The organism is Streptomyces sp. NPDC005302, assembly GCF_040607345.1.
Lineage (GTDB): Bacteria > Actinomycetota > Actinomycetes > Streptomycetales > Streptomycetaceae > Streptomyces.
Genome location: NZ_JBEXGN010000001.1, coordinates 192,255 through 210,613, shown reverse-complemented (window position 1 = coordinate 210,613; position 18,359 = coordinate 192,255). Strand labels below are relative to the sequence as shown.

The following is an 18,359-nucleotide window of genomic DNA, read 5'->3' as shown; positions in this document are numbered from 1 at the left end:
CGCGCACGCGTCACGGCGTCACCGTCACCGCGTTCTGCCCTGCGCGTCCTCGTGCGTGTAGTAGTGGTAGAAGGTCGTGGCGAACACGCCCACGGAGACTCCCAGCGACATGAACACCGACCGCAGGATCGTCGTGTCCGTCTGGCTGTAGATGAACCCGAACGCACAGCCCGCGAACACGGTCCAGGCCAGGGCGTGCAGGGCGGGGTGGGTCGCCCTCGTCAGCGTGAGGACGGCGTAGAAGGCGGCCGCGAAGACGATCGCGGACACGAAGCCGAACAGCACGTTCCAGCCCGTGAAGGCGCCGGCGTCCCGGTTGATGTTGGCGGCCCAGAAGCCGTAGACGAGACCGGTGGCGACGGGCACCGACCACTTGCCGATGCTGTGGGCGCGGGGCCCGAACACGTCGATCGGTCCGGAGGTGCGCGGTGTCCCTGACACGGGTGCGGCTTGCGCCATGGGAGGACTCCTCTCTGCTCGCCCCCGCCTTCCAGGTCACACCCCGCCCGAGGCCCTGGCAACTCGGGACGGGAGCGCCCCCGAGGCCACTCCTTCGGCGGGACGCCCCCCGCTCCTCCCACGCCGCGCCGGAGGTACGGGCGTGCTCCTTCCGGCCGCATGCCGGGATGCGGTGATCATGGTCGCGTGCTTCGCTGAGGTCCATGAAGCTCGTACTCTTCGGCGCCACCGGCATGGTCGGCAGCCGTATCGCCACGGAGGCCTCGGCGCGCGGACACCAGGTCGTCGCGGTGAGCCGGTCCGGGCAGTCCCCCGTGCCCGGTATCGCCGCGACGGCCGCCGACGCCTCGGACCCGTCGAAGGTCGCCGAGCTGGTGGCCGACGCGGACGCGGTGGCGTCGGCGTGTGTGCCGCCCCGGGACGGCTCGGATCCGCGCGAACCCTTCCTCGCCCTCAACCAGTCCCTGGTGGACGGGGTCCGGGCGGCGGGGGTGCGGCGGCTCGTGATCGTCGGCGGCGCCGGCACCCTGGAGGTCGCGCCCGGTCAGGCCGCCTGCGAACAGCCCGACTTCCCGGACGCCTACCTGCCCGAGGCGCTCGCCCACCGCGACACCCTCGCCTTCTACCGCAGCGACGTCGAGGACCTCGACTGGACGTACGTCTCGCCCGCGGCGGAGATCGGCCCGGGCGAACGGACGGGCGAGTTCAGGATCGGCGGCGACCGCATGCTCTTCGACGCCGAGGGCAACAGCCGGATCAGCGCCGAGGACTACGCGATGGCGTTCGTCGACCAGCTGGAGATGCCCGTCCACCCGCACGCCCGGATGTCGGTGGCGTACTGAGAGAGGCCGGGGGGTGTCGCCCGGATCAGCCCGGGTCCGCGACGCCCGGCCCTGGAGGAAGAGGCGGTACGGCACGGTGGCCGCCCGGAGATCCCTGCTCGACCAACTCCCGCGTGCCGGGCGGCGGGACGCCGTCCAGCGGCAGAAGCCGCTGCTGCTGCGCGGGCGCAGTGTCGCCTGGATGCCTCCGGTCCTGCTGCTCGTCGGCATCGCGCTGCTCGACGCGAACACCTCCGGCCGGTTCCGCATCATCTCCTGGGTCGCGCTGGTGCCCGCGATCGCCGCCGCGCTCTGCGGGGTGTGGGGCACGGCGGCCCTCGCGCTGCTGTCCCTGCTCACCTATGTCGTCATCGACAGTTCCTGGCCGCACCAGCTCCAGACCGGCCTGCCGGACTTCATCCTCGTGCTGGCCGGCGGAATGCTCGCGGTGCTCGCGTGCTCGGTACGGGTACGCGGGGAGCGGCGGATGCTGCACATGCAGGACGTCGCCGAGGCGACCCGGCGCACGGTGCTGCGCCCGATGGCGCCGGGCTGGGGCGGCCTGGACCACGCGGCCGTCTACCTCACGGCCGACAGCGAGGCCCGCGTCGGCGGCGACTTCTACGACATCCAGCCGGGACTGCACGGCACCCGGCTGCTGCTCGGCGACGTCCAGGGCAAGGGGCTCGGCGCGGTGGAGGCGGCGGCCGCGCTGCTCGGCACGTTCCGCGAGACGGCGTACCACGAGCCGTTCCTGGAGACGGTCGCCGGACGTCTGGAGGTGCGGATGCTGCGGCACCTCGGCTACTCCGCGGCGCTCGGCCGTGACGAGGGCGACCGGTTCGCTACCGGTGTCCTGGTCGCCTTCCCCGAGGACACCCCGGCCACCGTCGAGGTCATCAATTTCGGCCACGAACCACCCCTGGTGGTCGGGCCGGCGGGGGTGCGGAGCCTGCCGCCCGGTGACGGACTGCCGCTCGGACTGAGCGAGTTGGCGACCGAGCCGCCGCCGGTGCTCCGCGTCCCGCTCGCCGCCGGTGAGACGCTGCTGCTGGTCACCGACGGGGTGACCGAGGCCCGCGACGCGTCGGGCGAGTTCTTCCCGCTGCGCGACGCGGTCGCCGCCGCGGTGACCAGGGACCCGTCCGTCGCCGCACCGGCGCTCCTCGTCCAACTCGTCCGCGCCGGAACGCTGGAGCACTCGGCGGGCCGTCTCGCCGACGACACGACGATCTTCGCCGTACGGCGCCGGGCGCGCGGCTACGCGGGCGACCTGAACGACGTCACCTAGCGGGCGGATCCCGGGTGGCCGGGAGCCGCGGCGAGGGCGGGGGTTCCCAGCCGTCACGTCCCCCCTTTGCATGCGCAGCGGTTACGGTGCTGACGTACGTGATCGATGGGGGAGGGAACCGATGCCCGGAACCGTGCTGCTTCTCGCGGCCTCGCCGGTGGGCAAGGGGTGTCTGGTGGACGCCGCGTCCGTGCTCCCCGTACTCGCGGCCGTCGCCCCGGCGGTGCTGTCGGGCACCGAGACCGCGAACGTGGTGGAGCTGGCCGATCCGCTGGAGCCGCAGGCCGTGCTGACCCGGTTGCGGGCCGCGGCGACGGCGCCGGGACCGCTGACGATGTTCGTCACCGGGCAGCTCCAGCTGGACCGCCGGCAGCGGCTCCCCCATCTCGCGCTGGCCCGCACCACTCCGGCGACGGTGCGCTACACCGCCTTCCCCTGGCACTGGGTAGCCGAGGAGCTGCGGCTGCGCCCACCTGGTCTGACCAGCGTCTTCGTCGATCTCCACGCGGACGCGGACGCCTGGTCCCTGCTCTCCGGGCGCCCGCTCACCGCGGGTCCGTCGACCGCGCTCTACGGCAGGGTCGCCCCGCCGCCCCCGCGTCGTACGGTGGCTCACCCCACGTACATGAAGGCGGTGGCCACCCTGCTGCGCAGCGGCCACCGCCCGCCGCTGCCCCACCTGCACCAGCAGGCCCTGACGAGGACGTCGGGCGAGGAGACGGGCCGGCCGGGACCGGCTGACCTCGTGTTCGCGCCCGGGCAGAACTCTCCTGTGGCGCCTGTCGCTTCGGGCGGTCCCGCGGCTCGGGGCGGTCCGGTCGTGGCCGCGGTGATTCCGGCCGCGACGCTTCCGGCGGCGGTGGTCCCGGAGGCCGGGGCCCCCGCCTTCCAGGCCGCCCCCGGTCAGTCCTGGGCCGGACAACCCTGGCCGCCCGCGCCGGAGTTCACGCCGGTGACCCCGCTGCCCCCGCACGCCCCGCCGGAGGCCGGCCGCACCGGCAGTGCGGCCTCCCTCGTCACCGCGTCGCTCCCCACCGCACCGCCGCTGCCCCCCATGCCGCCCGGTGGTGAACCGCGCACGGCCCCGGCCGCGCAGGCGACCCCGCGGTCACCGGCACCGGTCCCACCGGCGGAGCGACCCGCCGGTGCCGCCTCCGTGGCGCTTTCCGGCCCGTCCCCGCAGCGGAGTCCGGCTCCCCTCGATCCCCACGAGACGATCACCACCGCTGTGCGGGCGGGCCGGCACGGCGAGGCGCTCGCGCTGGCGGGGACGTGGGAGGAGGAGGCGGCACGGGTGCACGGGGCCCGCTCCGAGCAGGTGCTGCACTGGATGGAGGTACGGGCCGACCTGGCGATGTTCGCGGGGGACCCGGAACGCAGCTGTCGTACGTGGCTGGCGGTGGCGGCGGCCCGGCTGGACGCGGGACAGGCCCCGGACGCGGCGGAGGTGGAGTCGGCCGTGGACCGGGCGCACCACCAGTGGGGCCGTGTCGGCGAACCGGCACGGGCCCGCGAACTCGGCGCGGAACTGGCCGCCTTGAGGCTCCGGGTGCCCGGACGCCGGGAGGGCGCGCTGGACCATGTCCGGCAGCAGTTGCGCCAGTTGCAGACGCAGGCCTGAGCGGGCGGGACGCCGGCCGGGTCGTACGGACGGCTCAGGCGGACAGCGAGGCCAGTGCCCCCGACACCAGGGTCCGTACGCCCGGCGCGACCGTGGAGAGGTCCGGGGCGAAGTGCGGACTGTGGTTGCTGGGCACCGCCTCCAGCCGGGCCATGAGGTCGTCGCCCCCGGGGGCCGTGTTCCAGACGTCCGCCGGGGTGCTGGTCACGAACCAGAAGGAATAGGGGAGTCCGCCGGCCGCGAGCCGGGAGAAGTCCTCGCTGCCCATCGCCGGGCCGGGGTCGAGGATCGTCCCGGCGCCGAAGACCTCGCCGTGCACGGCGGCGATCCGCCGGTCGGTCTCGATGTCGTTGACCGTCACGGGGAAGTCGTTGCCGACGATGACGTCGGGCTCGACCGGGCAGCCGGCAGCCGCGCACTCGCCGGCCGCCACCCGCCGCACGGCGGCGATCATCCGTTCCCGCACCCCCGGCGACTGGGTCCGCAGGTTGAGGGAGATCCGGGCCTCGGACGGGATGATGTTGTGCCGGGTGCCCGCCTCGATCCGCCCGACGGTCAGCACGGCGGAGTCGCGGGCCGCGATCTCCCGGCTGACGACCGTCTGGAGCCGCGTCACGATGTACGCGGCCGTCACCACCGGGTCGACCGTCGACTCGGGCCGCGAACCGTGGCCGCCGAGGCCGTGCACCACGATGTCGATGTCGGTCGAGGCGGACATGATGAGCCCCGGGGAGTGCGCGTACAGGCCGGCGGGACCGGGCGCCACATGCTGGCCGAGCAGCACGTCGGGCCGCGGGAAGCGTTCGTGCAGGCCGTCCTCGACCATGCGGGCCGCGCCCTCGCCGGTCTCCTCGGCGGGCTGTCCGACCAGGACGAGCGTGCCGGACCAGGTGTCGCGTCCGGCGGCGAGCGCGTCGGCGGCCCCGGCCAGCCAGGTGACGTGCAGGTCGTGACCGCAGGCGTGCATGACCCCGTCGGTCCCCGAGGAGTACGGCAGACCGGTCTGCTCGGGAACGGGCAGCGCGTCCATGTCGGCGCGCAGCAGGACGGTGGGCCCGTCCCCGTTGCGCAGGACGCCCACCACGCCCGTACCGCCCACGCCCTCGGTCGTCTCGTACCCGGACGTGCGCAGCCGCCGCGCGAGGGCGGCGGCGGTGCGGTGCTCGCGGAGCGAGAGTTCGGGATGCCGGTGCAGGTCCCGGTAGAAGTCCTCCAGGGCGGGGACCGGGAGGTCGGCGGTGAGGTCCAGTGCGGTGCGGGCTGCGGCTGAGGTCACCCGGCCAGCGTATGCCGCGCCGCGTGCCGCGGGCAGGGAGCGGGGCGGCGGGCGCCGTCCGGGCGGGAGAGGACGCGCGGACGGCGCCGTCCGGTCGCCCGCCGGCGCGGGGCCGACGGGTCCGGCGCGGGCCCGGTCAGTGTCCGGCGGGCAGGGCTCCCCGCTCGGACGTGTGCGCCGCACCGCTCGGTACGGCCGCTCTCGCCGGGCCGACGTTCGCCACCGTCACCAGCGCGGCGACCGCGAGGAGCGCGGCGAGAAACCCTCTGGAGTAGCGCGCGGAAATACGTCGGAGCACGGTGACCTCACAACAACAGCGGCGTATTAAGCATGCTTAATCCGCCGCTTAACGTAGAGGCTTCCGGGCCCACCTCGCAAGGGGGCCAAGGGAGTTGGACAATAGTCAAAAGCCGGACCGACTTAACTCGGCTTAATGGCATGCTTAACCCATGGCGGAGCGGGACGGCCCGGAGATCATCGGGCGCAGGGTGCAGCAGTTGCGGACGAAACGCGGTCTGACGCAGAAACAGTTGGCGGAACCCGCCTATACGCCGGCGTACATCTCCACCCTGGAGGCGGGACGCGTGCGGGCCTCCGAGCCGGCACTGCGGCACATAGCGGAGCGGCTCGGCATCGCCTACGAGGAGCTGGCGACCGGGCGGCCCGCCCACCTCGCCACCGACCTGCGGCTGCGGCTGACCGACGCGCAGCGCACGCTCGCCACCGGTGAGGCCGAGGTCGCGGCCGAGGCGTACACCGCGCTGCTCGCGGAGGCGGTCGCGCACGGGCTGGAGACCGAGGAGGCGGCGGCGCTGCTCGGGCTCGGCGAATGCGCCCTGGACACCGGAGACCTGGAGACGGCACGACGGCGCTTCGAGGAGTCGGAGCAGCGGCTCGGCGACGCCCCGCTGCCACAGCGGGTGCCGGCGGTGCGCGGCCGGGCGACCTCCCACTATCTCGCCGGTGAACTCCGCTACGCCTGCTACCTGTTCGAGTCCACGCTCGACGAGCTGAACCGGACCGGCCTGCACGACCCGGACGCGCTCCTCCTCCTGTACACGGGTGTCATAGCGCCCTACATGGACATGGGCGCGCATGCCCGGGCCGCGCAGGCCGCCGAGTTCGCCCTCGCCCTCGCGCCGCAGGTCGGCGATCCGGCCCTGGTGGCGCGCATGCACCGCTCGGTGGCGCGGACGATGATCGCCGAGGGGCGGATCGCCGAGGCCGACGTGTCCCTCGGCAAGGCCGCCGAGCTCTACCGGCAGCTCCAGATCCGCACCGAACTCGCCAACTGTCACTGGATGCGCGGATACCTGTACGCGCAGAACGGCGAACTGGAGCACGCGGAGACCGAGTTGCGCGAGGCGCAGGCCATGCTCTCGGCCAAGCGGGCCGCGCTCTACACCAGCCAGGTCGCGGTGGAACTGGCCGACGTGCTGCACCGTCGGGGCAAGTCCGACGAGGCCGGCTCCCTGTTGCGCCAGGTGCTCGGGGACCTGAACTCCGAGCGCGGCGCCATCCACTCCGCCGCCGCGCACCGGCTGCTCGGCATCATCGCGGAGGACGCCCGGGACACGGAGGCCGCGGAGGAGCACTACGTCCGGGCGATGAGTCTCCTGGAACGGGCCGGCGCGGCCGGTGACCTCGCCGACCTGTGCAGGCTGCTGGGCGACCTGCTGCGCCGCACGGGCCGCGTGGAGGCGGCCCTGGACGCCTACCGCACAGGCCTCGGCCACCGCACGGCCCCCGGCACCACGACCCTGGGCCCGGCCCCGGCACAACCCCCGCTCTGACGGCCCCGGGCGGTCCGGTGTCCCGCGAGCGGCAGCCGGACGGCGGGCCCGCCGGACGCCGAGCCCGGCCGGTCCCGGTCCCGCCGTATCGGTCCCGGCGTACCGGGCCGGGCTGGGTGGGGGAGCGGGGATCGGCGGGGCGGTCGTCAGTTCATACGCTCCACGGCCTGCTTCGCCTCCAGGAGCTCCGCCCCCGTGGCCTCGCGGTACGCCTTGATCGCCTCGATCTTCTTGCCGTCCCGCAGCAGCTCGGTGACCCGCGGCAGCGACGGTTGCTCCTCCTGGATGCCGAGATGACCCATGATCAGGTCGAGTTGACGCTCGACGCGGGCGACCTTCCGGTGGGTGCGCCCGAGTCGGGCTTCGACCCCGGCGAAGCTCGCGATCATCAGTGCTGCGAGAAAAAGACCCCATATTTCCATGGTCACGAATCTTAGGGTGTCTCGCCCGGAGGGCCCACGCGGCGCAACAGGGCGAGCAGTGTGGCTCGTTCGGGCTCCGTCAGGGGGTCGAAGGACGCGGCGAGCACCTCGCGGGTGACGGTGCGGCCCGCGGCGAGGACGCGCTCGCCGGCCTCCGTCAGGTGGTGCTCGATTCGGCGGCCGTGGCCCGGGCGCCGCTCGACGAGGTGCTGCGCCGCGAGCCGTGACGCCAGGGTGCCGAAGGCCTGGTCGCCCTGGAAGGTGGCGACCGCCAGCTCGTGCGCGGACGCGCCGGGCGTCCGGGCGATCGCCCGCAGCGCGTCCCACTGGGCCAGTGTCGTGCCGACTTCGGCCAGCCGGGTGTCGAGCGTGCGGTGGTGCCGGTACTGCGCCTCCTTCACGGCGCGGCCCAGCTCTTCGAGATCGACGGGGCGATGACGGGATCCGGCGTCCGCGGCCCCCGCTTCCTCATGGTTCGCGGTCATGACGTCATCCTAGTCGAGTATCTAAGCTTGCGTATATACGCATGCGTAGATACCGTGGGGCGCATGAACGAGACAGAGATCCCGACCCGTACCCGTACCGTCTTCCCGCGCCCCGACCTCCCCCTGAGCCTCACCGAGAGCGGCCCCGCCGACGGCCCGCTCGCCCTCGTCCTGCACGGCGGTGGCGGACCCGCCACCGTCCAGGGCATCGCCGCGCACCTGGCCGGCCGGCACGGCATGCGCGCGGTCGTCCCCACGCACCCGGGCTGGAACGGGACCGAGCGCCCCGACTGGTTCACCGGCGTCGACGACCTGGCCATCGCGTATCTGCACTGGCTGAAGGACGAGGGCCACCGTGACGTCCTCGTCGTCGGCTCCTCGCTCGGCGGCTGGACCGGCGCCGAGATGGCCTTCCGCGACGACGGAGCGGTCATCGGCTCGCTCGTGCTGCTGAACGCCGCGGGCGTGGCCGTCCCGGGGGAGCCGGTCCGTGACGTCTTCGGGCTCCGTCCGGACGAGCTCGCCGCGTACTCGTTCCACGACCCGGCCCGCTTCGCCGTGGACCCGGCGGCTCTCGGCGAGGAGCGGATCGCCGCCCAGCGCGCCAACATGGCCACCATGCGGATCCTCGCCGGTGACCCGTACATGCACGACCCGAAGCTGCTGAACCGGCTCGGGCGGGTGCGGATCCCGGCGCTGGTGCTGTGGGGCGAGAGCGACCGCGTCGTCACACCGGCCTACGGGCGGGCCTTCGCGGCCGCCTTCGCGCGGGCCCGGTTCGAGACGATCGCCGAGGCCGGCCACCTGCCGCAGATCGAGCGGCCAGCCGAGACGTTCGCCGCGCTCGACGCCCACCTCGCGGCGCTCGACACGCACCTCGCCACGCCTGCCGACAGCCGGAGCACGTCCGCGGCATGACCCCGGCCGGCGCGGCCACGGGGTCCGTGCGGCCCGCAGGGGAACCGGCGCCCGGAGTCAGCCGCCCGAAGCCCCGGAGCCGCTGCCCGTGGTCGTCCCCGTCGTCTCCGGTCCGCCCGTCGACCCGGACGACCCCTCGATGTCGACCACCGCGCCCACGTCGAGCCGCGTGTACAGCCACTGCGCGTCGTGCGGGCGCAGCCCGATCCAGCCGTTGGTCCGGTCGTAGTTTCCGGGTGCCTTCGCGTCGTACGTCAGGGCGGCGACGAAGCTCTTCGTGCCGTCGGAGCCGGTGAGCTCGATCACCCACGGGATCTTGACGTCGTACTTCTCCCCGAGGCCGACCTCCGCGGCGACCATCCGCCTGACCTTCTCCTTGGCGGTGACCGTCATCCGGCCCGTCGGTGTGGGAGTCCTCGCGGTCCCCGCGGTGAGCGGCATGGTGCGGCCGGACGCCGAGAGAGCGCGCCGGGACAGATCGACCGTGGCGTCCGGCGTCACCGGCACGCCCGGTGTACCGGCGGGGCTCGCGGCCGGGGGCGTGCCGCGGTCGGTGCCGCCGCCCAGGCTCACCACGACGACCAGGGCGAGCGCGCCCGCTGCACAGGCCCCGGCAGCGGCGAGTGCCGTACGGCGGCGACGCCGGCGGCGTCCCGCCCGGCCGCGGATCTCCGCGCCGGTGAGCGACGGAGACGCCTCTCCCTCGGCGGCCAACTCCCGCAGTCCAGAGGTGAGTTCATCGGACATGGTCGTCCTCCCTCTCCCCGTCGTCCGACGGGCCCGCGTCATCCGGTGGACGCGCGGAACCGGCAGGGTCGGCCGCGTCCTCCGAGAGCACCCGTGCCAGCGCGGTCCGGCCCCGGGACAGCCGGGCCTTGACCGTGCCGACGGGAGCACCGGTTTCGGAGGCTACCTGCTCGACACTGAGGTCGCACAGATGGTGCAGAACGACCGCCATCCGCTGCGCCTCGGGCAGCGAGCGCAACGCGGCGACCAGCGCGGCCCGTTCGGGACCCGGGCCCGGGGTGTGCTCGGGCGGCGCAGTGCGGCGTACGAGCTCCAGCCAGCGGCGCGCACGGCGCCAGCGGCTCACCGCGAGTCGTATCGCGACCGTCCGTATCCACGCCTCGGGCGCGCCCTCGGCGAGGAACTCCCGCCGCCGGTCCCAGGCGCGCACGAACGCCTCCTGGACGACGTCCTGCGCCTCGCCGTGGTCTCCGGTGAATGCGTAGAGCTGGCCGGTCAGCCGGGGGAACGCGGCCGCGTAGAACGCGTCGAACTCTTCCTCGGTCATGTCCCCCGCCGGATGGTGCGGATTTCCTCCCGGCCGCGTGCAACCCGGCCGGGGGCGCCGTGCGTACAGGTCCCGTACGTCGCACATCGAAACACATCACAGGGGGATCACCATGACCACGGAACTCAGCGGCGGCCGGGGCCGGTTCACCCGCGCCTGGGGCGCGGCGGCCGTGTGCGCGCTCGCGCTCACCGGATGCTCGGCGCGGGCGGTGGCCGACGGCGGCTCGGGCGGCGCGGAGGACCGGCCCGCCGCCACGGCCACCGGGACCGTCGGCCCGAAGGGCAGTACGCGCCCGGAACCGTCGGCCACACCGCCCGCTCCGCTGCCCGGCGCGCACATCAACATCACCGACGGACAGACCGTGGGCGTCGGCATGCCGATATCGGTGACCTTCGACCGCCCGGTGCCGGCCGCCGAACGGGCGGATGTGGAGCGGCGGTTGAAGGTGACGGCCGACGTCGAGGGGTCCTGGGGCTGGGTGAAGGACCGCAACCTCCTCGACGGGCAGCGCGTCGACTTCCGGCCCCGCGCCTACTGGAAGCCCGGCACGGCGGTCACCGTCCGGGCCGGCGCGGGCATCACCCGGCACTTCACCGTCGGCCGCTCCCTCGTCGCCACGGTGGACGTCCGCACCCACGTCATGACGGTGGCGAAGGACGGCTCCTCGCGCCGCGTCCCGATCACCGCGGGCGCCCCGGGCATGGACACCTGGAACGGCACGATGGTCGTCTCCGACAAGGCGACCCGCGTCTTCATGGACTCGCGGTCGGTCGGCTACGGCGACGCCTACGCGGGCTACTACGCCTACGCCGTCCACCTGACCACCTCGGGCACCTACCTCCACCAGAACCCGAAGGCGGACACCTACGGCGGCCGCCAGAACGTCACCCACGGCTGCGTCGGACTCGCCACCGACGGCACCGCGAAGCGCTTCTACGACGAGGTCGTCCCCGGCGACGTCATCAAGGTCGTCGGCTCCCGCGACACGGTCGCCGTCGGCAACGGCTACGGCGACTGGAACCTGACCTGGAACCAGTGGCGGACGACGAGCGCGCTCGACTGAGCTGACCCGCGGGTCCGTGGACCGGCGGGCGGCCGTCCCCACCTCGGCCGGATCCGGCCGCCGGTCCGACATCCCGGGGTCCTCGTGGTGCCCCGCCGTGTACACCGGGAGTTTGTTTCAACAGCCAACTATCCGGTCATGAAGATCGCTTCCCTCACCGGCGTCGTGCTCGCTCTGACGGCCGTCTCCGTGACCGCCCCCGCCGCCTCAGCCGCTCCGCTCCACGCGCCGGCCCACCACGGCTCGGCCCACCACGCGGCCTCGCAGCGCATCCCCTTCACCGGCGCGACCGTCACCGCCGGTGACGACGGTTCGTACCGCATCGTGTGGAAGGCCCCCGGCGTGCGCCAGGTGGTCGTGCGGGCGGCCGGGCGGGTCGTCGCCCGCGGCGGCGCCACGGGGGATGTCACCGTGCGCGGCCTGCCCGCCGCCGACCGGCAGTGGTTCGACCTGGTCCCCGAGCGCGGCGGCTCGCTGCGCCTCGCCGACCGCCTCATCAAGCTCGACGGCGCGGTCAACTTCCGGGACGCGGGCGGCTACCGCACCGGCGACGGCCACTGGGTGAAGATGGGCGAGATCTACCGCTCCGACGCGCTGGACAAGCTCACCGCCGCCGACCTCGCGAAGCTGAAGCGGCTCGGCGTACACGCCGTGTACGACCTGCGGATGGAGTCGGAGCGCTCGGCCGCCCCCGACCGCGTGCCGTCGGGCGCCACCTACACGGTCGCCGACGTGCTCGCCGGATCCCCCGCCTACTCGGCGATGCCGGCCACCGGGGCCGAGGCCGTCACGATGATGGTGGACGGCGAGAAGTTCATGGTCAGCGGCGACTCCGCGCGGGCCGCGTACAGCACGGTCTACGCCGGTGCCGCGGACGGCGACGGAGTGCTCTACCACTGCACCGCCGGCAAGGACCGCACCGGCTGGTCCAGCGCCGCCCTGCTCACCGCCCTCGGTGTCCCGCGCGACACCGTGATGAACGACTACCTCGCCAGCAACACCTACCGCGCCGCCGCCAACGCCGCCGCGCTCGCCTCCATGCCCCCGGCCCAGGCGGCCGTCTACAAGCCGCTGCTGGACGTCCGCGCCGAGTACCTCAACTCCGGATTCGACGAGGTCCGCTCCACGTACGGCGACTTCGGTTCGTACCTGAGGAAGGGTCTGCACATCGACTCCGGGGAACTGCGCGACCTGCGCCGCGAGCTGCTCGTCGGCTGACCCCGCCGGAGCGGGCGGGGGATCGTCCGCTCCTCGAATCCAAGTGCGACATGTCCGGCGCCCCGCCCGCTCGCGTCCCCGAGCGACGACGGGCCGGGGCGGCCGGCCGCCGGACGCCTCCCGGCCGGGTCGGAGCAGCCCGGGCCACGGGCTCGGGGACCGCCACGGCCACCGCGTCCGCGTCTCCCACGGCCCCCGACGCGCGGGCGTACGCCCCCCGGAGACCCGTCCCGCCGGGCACCCGCGATCCCGGGTCCGCCCGGCCGCGGACCCGCCACGGAGATCTCCGTCTCGCGCGCGGCCTGCCCGCCCGGTGGACCGCTCCGCGCGCCAGGATGATCACCGGGGCCGACCCCCGCGGCTGACCTCAGCGAACGCCTGGCGGGACCGGCCGGGAGGCCGGGCCGGACTCCCGTCCCACCCGTGTTCCCGGGCGCCCCGGGACACCGAGTCGGAGCGGGATCGAGACCATCAAGCCCTACCGCGCGCCGGAATAGGGCCCATACTGGCAACACGATGACGAAACCCTCCGCGCCCCGGCGCCACCTGCCCACCAGCCCCTTCGCCGCCCCGGTCGTCCCCGTGGCCAAGGAGTTCAGCCTCGGAGACCGTGTCTCCCACGACCAGTACGGCCTGGGCACGATCGTCGGCGTCGAAGAGGGCATTGCGATGCTCGTCGACTTCGGCGCTCGCCAGGTCCGCGTCCTGAGTCCCTACACCCGGATGGACCGGCTCTGACGCACATTCCCTGACACCACCCCGGCCCGCCACCTCAGCCCGCGGCAGCCCCCACCACCGGCTGCCGGGGCCGCGGTGCGCGGCGGTCGAGGTTTTCCACGACATACGTGTGGAAGCGGTCGACGGAGTCGTCGACGCTTCGGATGAAGCCCGACTCGGCGTTGCCCCGGGTGTTTCCCATGCCCCGGAAGAGCGACAGCCGGAACCCGGTGATCTGAGCACCGTTCCTGGGCAGCATGTCCGCCGGTTCCGGCCGCAGCCGCTCCAGAGTCCCCCGCGGCCCGCCCGCGTCCCCGGCGACCAGCGTCTCCACGTGCACGTCGGCCGGTGCCTCGTCCAGCTGCCGCACGAGCCGCTTGGCCCAGGTGAGCGGATACCCCTGCTCCGGTGCCGGGATCTCGATCGACGTCCGCAGCTTGCCCGTCCGCAGGTCCGCGCAGAGCGCGAGGACACCGGGTGTGCCCTCGATGCGCAGCTCGGCGTCCAGCTTTCCGTCACGGCACAGCCGGTCGGCGAGCGCGGCGCGCCGGGCGTGCGGCTCCGCTCCCCGCCTGGCCCGCTGGACGGGAAGCACCTTCTGCCCGAGCTCGCCGCCGAGCCGCAGACACACCTGCCGTACGAGCCGCTCCCAGCTCTCCACGACGTCCACGGCGCGCGCGTCGCCCTGGCACAGGGTCTCGTCGTCGATCCCCTTGCGCACGGGCACCCAGGCCGGTCCCATGTTCTGGAACCCGTGACAGCCGGAGTTCTCGTGCTGGAGGTAGTGCAGCAGCTCCTGGAGCAGCCAGGCGTGCGCCCCGTTGGCGACGCCCTCGTGGCGGATCAGCATCTGCGCCTGGTGGGTCACCTCGGCCCAGGACAGATGCCAGAGCGCCACCTTGTTCTTGCGCCGGCCGTCCGTCTTGACCTCGATCAGGGGACTGCCGTCCAGTTCGACGTCGTTCGAGAGCGTGATCACGGCCTCGTACCCGCGCCGGGCCGCGATGTCGACGTACGCCTGCACCTGCTCCTGCCTGAGCGCGTTGCCGTTCGTCTTCGTCTCGACGAGCGCGGTCCACAGCTTCCCCGCCCGCTCGACGCGGATGACCCCGTCCGGGCGCCTCGGGGAGTCGCCGTTGGGCAGCGTGACCTCGGTGAACGTCTCCATCCGCCCGGCCGGCGCGCCGAAACCGGCGGTGAGCCGGCGGCCGAACTCCGGCACCTGCGTCATCACCGACAGGAGGACCGAGGTCGCCCGGGTCTCCCGTTCGCGGTCGCTCTTCAGTGCCGAGGCGGGGAAGAGCCGGGCCGTGCGCCACGCGTCGTTCTCGGCGAGCGACTTCTTCGCCACCTTGGGCAGGGTGACCTTCTTCTTCGCCGTACGAGGACGGGGTTCGGCCCGGGGCGCGGCGGCCGCCGCCGGTTCGGGCACCGCCTGTTCCAGCACCGCCGCGGCGGCCTCGACGACGGCCTGCTCGACGGTCGCCTCCGGCTCGGGCTCCGCCGCGTCGTCGATGTCGACGCCGAAGTCGGTGGCCAGACCGGCGAGACCGGACCCGTAGCCCTGACCGATCGCGCGGAACTTCCAGTCCCCGGAACGGCGGTAGAACTCGCCGAAGAGCAGTGCGCCGACCGCTCCCGCCTCCTCGACGGAGAACCGCAGCAGCCCTTCGCCCGAGGCATCCGCGACGCTCATCCGCAGGTCGTCGAGCTCTCCGAACCCGGCGCCCTCGTGACGGCTCGCGGCGACGACGATCCGCTCGACCCGCGGCGGGATCGCGGACAGGTCGAAGGTGATGCGGTCCTCGCTGCCGCCGTCCGTCGGAGCCTTGCCCAGCAGCTGCACGCTGCCGTCCGGCGCCACCGGGTTGTTGTAGAAGTAGAAGTCCGCGTCGCTGCGAACCTTGCCGTCGGCGGTGAGCAGCAGCACGGAGACGTCCGCGTCGCCCTCCCCCGTCGGACTGCTCCAGCCCAGGCTCACCATCACCGAGCCGACGTCCGTGCTCAACGACGTCAGACCGACGTTGGCACCCTTGATCATCTCGTGCATGAGGCCCCCCAGATGCACAGCCGTGCGAGCGTGCCGCAGCGGCCTGTTTCCCATTGCCATATGTGACGCGCCCCACACCCTGCGCATCGGGGGAACCTTATCCCCCGCCTCCGATCACCGGCATCGGATCGTCCCGATTGCTCCCGCGGCCGGCGGGGCCCGTCGCCCGGACCCCGCCCGGTGGCGTGCTGGAGGCCGGTGGCCCCCTCTCCTCAACCCTGTGTGGGCTTCGGGGACTTTCCGTTCAGGACGTCCTTCAGACGGTCGGCGCCCGCCTCGGTGGCCTGGGTCGTGGAGTCGTGTTCGGCTCCCGAGAGGCCGCCGTTCGTGAGGGAGAGGGCGCTGTCGCCGACGCGGACCGCGGCGAAGTCGAGCGTCAGGGTGTCGGGGTTGTCGTCCAGGTCGCCGGTCATCTTGATCTGGAGGCCCTTGCGGGCGTCGCCCGCGTCGTCCAGGTCCGTGTGGATGACCTGGACCGTCTGCCGGCCGCCCTTGGTGCTGACGGCCGTGAACTGGTCGCACTTGGCCGGCAGCGAGTCGAGCCACGTGAACCGATCGTCCAGCGCCTGCTTGCCGTAGGCGGCGACCTCGTAGCGCATCTGCGCCTCGTCGTCGCTGTCGTCGAAGCCGGTGTCCGCGCTCTCGCCCTTCGGCTTGCCCAGCAGGTCCTCGGCGTACAGGCCGTCCAGCAGCTTCTGGCAGTCGGCCGCGTTCCCCTTGTCCGTGACGAACTGCGACGCGTCGACCTTGCTCTTCAGCAGCGCGTCGCGCCAGGTCGCGGCCCCCTCCGAGGTCGTCCACTGCGAGCCCAGGTCCGAGTTGGTGATCAGCGCCGTGTGCGCCTCGTCCTTGGTCAGCTCGCGGACGGCCGGCGAGGCGGAGGACGTCGCGGCGCGCGGCTCGTCCGCCACGGGCGACGCGGAGACGGGGGAGGCCGAAGCGGCGGCGGGGGACGCGGAGCGGTCCGTACGGCCGGAGGCGTTGCCGTCGTCGCTGGAGCAGGCTGCCGTCGACAGCAGCATCCCCGCGGTGAGGGCGGACGCGAGGAGACAGGACGAACGGTTCATGCGGTGGCCTCCCGAGGACGGTCCCGAGGTCGGGCGTGTGTCCTCCCACGCCACCACCGGCCACGGTCTCCCACCAGCGCACCGGGCCGTCCGGGTGAGTGCGCGTGGGTGCCGGCCCCCGCTCCGTCCTCCCCCGCGGATTCCGGCCGCGGCGGGCCCGGATCTGCCAGAGTGGAAGGTGATGCACGCGCTCCAGGGAAGCACCATGAACGCCACGGACCGGTTCGACGACGACGAGTACCCCGCCTACACGATGGGCCGTGCCGCCGAGCTGATCGGCGCCACCCCGGCCTTTCTGCGGGCCGTCGGGGAGGCCGGACTGATCACCCCGCTGCGCTCCGACGGCGGCCACCGGCGCTACTCCCGCAGGCAGCTCCGCGCCGCGGCCCGCGCCCGTGACCTCGTCGACCAGGGAACGCCCGTCGAAGCCGCCTGCCGCATCGTCTCGCTGGAGGACAGCCTCGACGAAGCCCTGCGGATCAACGAGGAGCTGCGGGGCACCAGCCCGCAGGACGCGTGAGGGCGGCGGGACCGGGCGAACCGGGCGGCCGCCGGGCGCGCTCGGTGAGCGTTTCTTCACCCGGCGGGGATATCTACATCGGCCGTTACAGAATTTGGGCAGCGATCCCGCGAGGTTTTGATATTCCCCACGCCGGGGTGAGATAGTGCGCGCCCTTCCGGGCTCGTGGCGTGCTACTGTCGATTTCAGTTGCAGTTGTGGTTCCCAAAGTTTTTCCGGTGCATTCCGGTTGGGGCAATCATTGCGGCGACGCAGGTCCACACAGTGTGGGCCTTCGAGCTTTGCCCCGAAGGAGATTTGACATGGCTACTGGCACCGTGAAGTGGTTCAACGCGGAAAAGGGCTTCGGCTTCATCGAGCAGGATGGCGGCGGCGCCGACGTCTTCGCTCACTACTCGAACATCGCCACCTCTGGCTTCCGTGAGCTCCAGGAAGGCCAGAAGGTGACCTTCGACGTCACGCAGGGCCAGAAGGGCCCGCAGGCGGAGAACATCGTCCCCGCCTAGTCCGGGACACCGGATGGCCGGGGTTCGCACCGTAAGGTGCGGGCCCCGGCCATCTGCTTTTTGCGCACAAGTGCTCCAGCGCTTCGGCGGTTCAGCACTGAATGAATTTCCGACGACATTGTCAGCGGCCTGTTCCCGTTTTCCGTGAAGCCAAACGCGGATCAACGGTTCGATCGAGGCGCATCATGAGCACGCCACCGGCGGTGACGTGCGGTCGTCACATCGCCAGGACGGCCCGGACGGTCTTCCCGCCGAAGCTCGTGCTGACGACCTCCAGGCTGTGAGCGAGCTGCTGGACCATCGCCAGCCCCCGGCCGCTCTCCGATTCGGTGTCCAGGACGCCGACCTTCGGCTGCCCGGGACTGTCGTCGTGGACCTCTACCGTCACCACTCCGTGCCCCAGCTGGAGCCGCAACCGGCAGCCCGTACGCCCGTACCGCACGGCGTTGGCGACCAGTTCGGAGGCGATCAGGGTCGCGTCGTCCACCTGGTCGGCGGTCGGTGACGCGAGAAGTGGCCGTTGCCGGGTCAGGAACGCCGTCGTCAGTTTGCGGGCCCTGCCCGCCGAGACGGCCGTACGCGGCAGTGTGTACTCCACGCGGGCGGTCGGCCGGACGGTGCGCTGGTGCGCACGCATGACTGACACCTCTCTTCCCCCTCCCAGGACATCCGGCGCCCGCTCGACGGCTCCGTCCCCGTCGGGCGGGACCCCGCGCGAACGGTGCGCGGCCGGTCCTGCCCACGGGTGATGCCCCACCCGGATGATCCGCAACCAACGACGTACGTCACAAAGGCGTCCCGGGCCGGCCGCGGCACCCCTGAGTGCGGGGCAGGC

20 protein-coding genes are annotated in these 18,359 nt (G+C 73.1%); 10 read left to right on the top strand and 10 right to left on the bottom strand.

Features of this window, described 5'->3' with window-relative positions:
* Positions 1–24: 24 nt before the first annotated feature.
* Positions 25–459, bottom strand: coding sequence for a hypothetical protein (locus ABZT74_RS00915; protein ID WP_355873144.1), 435 nt, complete (start codon positions 457–459; stop codon positions 25–27).
* Between the two features lie 203 nt (positions 460–662).
* Here ABZT74_RS00915 and ABZT74_RS00910 point away from each other — a divergent pair, with 203 nt between their 5' ends.
* The 3 genes from ABZT74_RS00910 (at position 663) to ABZT74_RS00900 (ending at position 4,192) form a co-directional block, all read left to right on the top strand.
* The gene (locus ABZT74_RS00910; RefSeq protein ID WP_355873142.1) at positions 663–1,301 is read left to right on the top strand and encodes an NAD(P)H-binding protein; all 639 of its coding nucleotides are present in this window, start codon (positions 663–665) and stop codon (positions 1,299–1,301) included.
* Positions 1,302–1,377: 76 nt separating this feature from the next.
* The gene (locus ABZT74_RS00905) at positions 1,378–2,571 is read left to right on the top strand and encodes a PP2C family protein-serine/threonine phosphatase (RefSeq protein ID WP_355873139.1); all 1,194 of its coding nucleotides are present in this window, start codon (positions 1,378–1,380) and stop codon (positions 2,569–2,571) included.
* A 121-nt stretch (positions 2,572–2,692) separates the two neighbouring features.
* Positions 2,693–4,192 carry a hypothetical protein gene (locus ABZT74_RS00900; RefSeq protein WP_356432741.1) on the top strand — a complete coding sequence of 500 codons (1,500 nt, stop codon included), beginning with the start codon at positions 2,693–2,695 and terminating at the stop codon, positions 4,190–4,192.
* Positions 4,193–4,226: 34 nt separating this feature from the next.
* Here ABZT74_RS00900 and ABZT74_RS00895 read toward each other — a convergent pair whose 3' ends face one another.
* Positions 4,227–5,468 (bottom strand): amidohydrolase, encoded by a 1,242-nt coding sequence (locus ABZT74_RS00895; RefSeq protein WP_356432739.1) that lies wholly within the window; start codon positions 5,466–5,468, stop codon positions 4,227–4,229.
* Between the two features lie 136 nt (positions 5,469–5,604).
* Positions 5,605–5,766 carry a hypothetical protein gene (locus ABZT74_RS00890; protein WP_356170844.1) on the bottom strand — a complete coding sequence of 54 codons (162 nt, stop codon included), beginning with the start codon at positions 5,764–5,766 and terminating at the stop codon, positions 5,605–5,607.
* A 151-nt stretch (positions 5,767–5,917) separates the two neighbouring features.
* Between ABZT74_RS00890 and ABZT74_RS00885 the strand changes: the two genes are divergently transcribed.
* Positions 5,918–7,261 (top strand): helix-turn-helix domain-containing protein, encoded by a 1,344-nt coding sequence (locus ABZT74_RS00885; RefSeq protein ID WP_356432738.1) that lies wholly within the window; start codon positions 5,918–5,920, stop codon positions 7,259–7,261.
* A 146-nt stretch (positions 7,262–7,407) separates the two neighbouring features.
* Here ABZT74_RS00885 and ABZT74_RS00880 read toward each other — a convergent pair whose 3' ends face one another.
* Positions 7,408–7,683 (bottom strand): ribosomal protein L7/L12, encoded by a 276-nt coding sequence (locus ABZT74_RS00880; protein WP_355873428.1) that lies wholly within the window; start codon positions 7,681–7,683, stop codon positions 7,408–7,410.
* Between the two features lie 11 nt (positions 7,684–7,694).
* Positions 7,695–8,168, bottom strand: coding sequence for a MarR family winged helix-turn-helix transcriptional regulator (locus tag ABZT74_RS00875; protein ID WP_356432736.1), 474 nt, complete (start codon positions 8,166–8,168; stop codon positions 7,695–7,697).
* A 63-nt stretch (positions 8,169–8,231) separates the two neighbouring features.
* Between ABZT74_RS00875 and ABZT74_RS00870 the strand changes: the two genes are divergently transcribed.
* Positions 8,232–9,086 carry an alpha/beta hydrolase gene (locus ABZT74_RS00870; RefSeq protein WP_356432734.1) on the top strand — a complete coding sequence of 285 codons (855 nt, stop codon included), beginning with the start codon at positions 8,232–8,234 and terminating at the stop codon, positions 9,084–9,086.
* Between the two features lie 57 nt (positions 9,087–9,143).
* Here the strand turns inward: ABZT74_RS00870 and ABZT74_RS00865 are convergent, their stop codons facing one another.
* Together ABZT74_RS00865 and ABZT74_RS00860 are read right to left on the bottom strand one after the other, a co-directional pair.
* A complete protein-coding gene (locus ABZT74_RS00865) occupies positions 9,144–9,833 on the bottom strand; it encodes a L,D-transpeptidase (RefSeq protein WP_356432732.1) in 690 nt (229 codons plus the stop codon).
* Entirely contained in the window at positions 9,823–10,380 is a 558-nt protein-coding gene (locus ABZT74_RS00860; protein ID WP_356432730.1) for a SigE family RNA polymerase sigma factor, read from the bottom strand. The genes ABZT74_RS00865 and ABZT74_RS00860 overlap by 11 nt, the downstream gene beginning before the upstream one ends.
* A gap of 112 nt (positions 10,381–10,492) precedes the next feature.
* Between ABZT74_RS00860 and ABZT74_RS00855 the strand changes: the two genes are divergently transcribed.
* The 3 genes from ABZT74_RS00855 (at position 10,493) to ABZT74_RS00845 (ending at position 13,402) form a co-directional block, all read left to right on the top strand.
* Positions 10,493–11,446 carry a L,D-transpeptidase gene (locus ABZT74_RS00855; protein ID WP_356432728.1) on the top strand — a complete coding sequence of 318 codons (954 nt, stop codon included), beginning with the start codon at positions 10,493–10,495 and terminating at the stop codon, positions 11,444–11,446.
* 138 nt (positions 11,447–11,584) lie between these two features.
* On the top strand, positions 11,585–12,664 hold the full coding sequence (locus ABZT74_RS00850; protein WP_356432726.1) for a tyrosine-protein phosphatase: 1,080 nt from the start codon (positions 11,585–11,587) through the stop codon (positions 12,662–12,664).
* Between the two features lie 516 nt (positions 12,665–13,180).
* A complete protein-coding gene (locus ABZT74_RS00845; protein ID WP_081218430.1) occupies positions 13,181–13,402 on the top strand; it encodes a hypothetical protein in 222 nt (73 codons plus the stop codon).
* Positions 13,403–13,436: 34 nt separating this feature from the next.
* On the opposite strand, the gene ABZT74_RS00840 is transcribed toward ABZT74_RS00845, so the two are convergent.
* The gene (locus ABZT74_RS00840) at positions 13,437–15,431 is read right to left on the bottom strand and encodes a TerD family protein (RefSeq protein WP_356432724.1); all 1,995 of its coding nucleotides are present in this window, start codon (positions 15,429–15,431) and stop codon (positions 13,437–13,439) included.
* Between the two features lie 212 nt (positions 15,432–15,643).
* Positions 15,644–16,498: a hypothetical protein gene (locus ABZT74_RS00835; protein WP_356432722.1), complete on the bottom strand. Its 855-nt coding sequence runs from the start codon at positions 16,496–16,498 to the stop codon at positions 15,644–15,646.
* A 205-nt stretch (positions 16,499–16,703) separates the two neighbouring features.
* Between ABZT74_RS00835 and ABZT74_RS00830 the strand changes: the two genes are divergently transcribed.
* Together ABZT74_RS00830 and ABZT74_RS00825 are read left to right on the top strand one after the other, a co-directional pair.
* Positions 16,704–17,018 (top strand): MerR family transcriptional regulator, encoded by a 315-nt coding sequence (locus ABZT74_RS00830; protein ID WP_356170823.1) that lies wholly within the window; start codon positions 16,704–16,706, stop codon positions 17,016–17,018.
* Positions 17,019–17,320: 302 nt separating this feature from the next.
* On the top strand, positions 17,321–17,524 hold the full coding sequence (locus tag ABZT74_RS00825) for a cold-shock protein (RefSeq protein ID WP_020871138.1): 204 nt from the start codon (positions 17,321–17,323) through the stop codon (positions 17,522–17,524).
* Positions 17,525–17,741: 217 nt separating this feature from the next.
* On the opposite strand, the gene ABZT74_RS00820 is transcribed toward ABZT74_RS00825, so the two are convergent.
* Positions 17,742–18,161 carry an ATP-binding protein gene (locus ABZT74_RS00820; RefSeq protein ID WP_355873108.1) on the bottom strand — a complete coding sequence of 140 codons (420 nt, stop codon included), beginning with the start codon at positions 18,159–18,161 and terminating at the stop codon, positions 17,742–17,744.
* Between the last annotated feature and the right edge of the window lie 198 nt (positions 18,162–18,359).

Bases quoted from the DNA above. Each gene is read 5' to 3' on its own strand.
- ABZT74_RS00915 (WP_355873144.1), bottom strand. From the start codon at position 459: ATGGCGCAAGCCGCACCCGTGTCAGGGACACCGCGCACCTCCGGACCG.
- ABZT74_RS00910 (WP_355873142.1), top strand. From the start codon at position 663: ATGAAGCTCGTACTCTTCGGCGCCACCGGCATGGTCGGCAGCCGTATC.
- ABZT74_RS00900 (WP_356432741.1), top strand. From the start codon at position 2,693: ATGCCCGGAACCGTGCTGCTTCTCGCGGCCTCGCCGGTGGGCAAGGGG.
- ABZT74_RS00885 (WP_356432738.1), top strand. From the start codon at position 5,918: ATGGCGGAGCGGGACGGCCCGGAGATCATCGGGCGCAGGGTGCAGCAG.
- ABZT74_RS00880 (WP_355873428.1), bottom strand. From the start codon at position 7,683: ATGGAAATATGGGGTCTTTTTCTCGCAGCACTGATGATCGCGAGCTTC.
- ABZT74_RS00875 (WP_356432736.1), bottom strand. From the start codon at position 8,168: ATGACCGCGAACCATGAGGAAGCGGGGGCCGCGGACGCCGGATCCCGT.
- ABZT74_RS00870 (WP_356432734.1), top strand. From the start codon at position 8,232: ATGAACGAGACAGAGATCCCGACCCGTACCCGTACCGTCTTCCCGCGC.
- ABZT74_RS00865 (WP_356432732.1), bottom strand. From the start codon at position 9,833: ATGTCCGATGAACTCACCTCTGGACTGCGGGAGTTGGCCGCCGAGGGA.
- ABZT74_RS00860 (WP_356432730.1), bottom strand. From the start codon at position 10,380: ATGACCGAGGAAGAGTTCGACGCGTTCTACGCGGCCGCGTTCCCCCGG.
- ABZT74_RS00855 (WP_356432728.1), top strand. From the start codon at position 10,493: ATGACCACGGAACTCAGCGGCGGCCGGGGCCGGTTCACCCGCGCCTGG.
- ABZT74_RS00850 (WP_356432726.1), top strand. From the start codon at position 11,585: ATGAAGATCGCTTCCCTCACCGGCGTCGTGCTCGCTCTGACGGCCGTC.
- ABZT74_RS00845 (WP_081218430.1), top strand. From the start codon at position 13,181: ATGACGAAACCCTCCGCGCCCCGGCGCCACCTGCCCACCAGCCCCTTC.
- ABZT74_RS00840 (WP_356432724.1), bottom strand. From the start codon at position 15,431: ATGCACGAGATGATCAAGGGTGCCAACGTCGGTCTGACGTCGTTGAGC.
- ABZT74_RS00835 (WP_356432722.1), bottom strand. From the start codon at position 16,498: ATGAACCGTTCGTCCTGTCTCCTCGCGTCCGCCCTCACCGCGGGGATG.
- ABZT74_RS00830 (WP_356170823.1), top strand. From the start codon at position 16,704: ATGAACGCCACGGACCGGTTCGACGACGACGAGTACCCCGCCTACACG.
- ABZT74_RS00825 (WP_020871138.1), top strand. From the start codon at position 17,321: ATGGCTACTGGCACCGTGAAGTGGTTCAACGCGGAAAAGGGCTTCGGC.
- ABZT74_RS00820 (WP_355873108.1), bottom strand. From the start codon at position 18,161: ATGCGTGCGCACCAGCGCACCGTCCGGCCGACCGCCCGCGTGGAGTAC.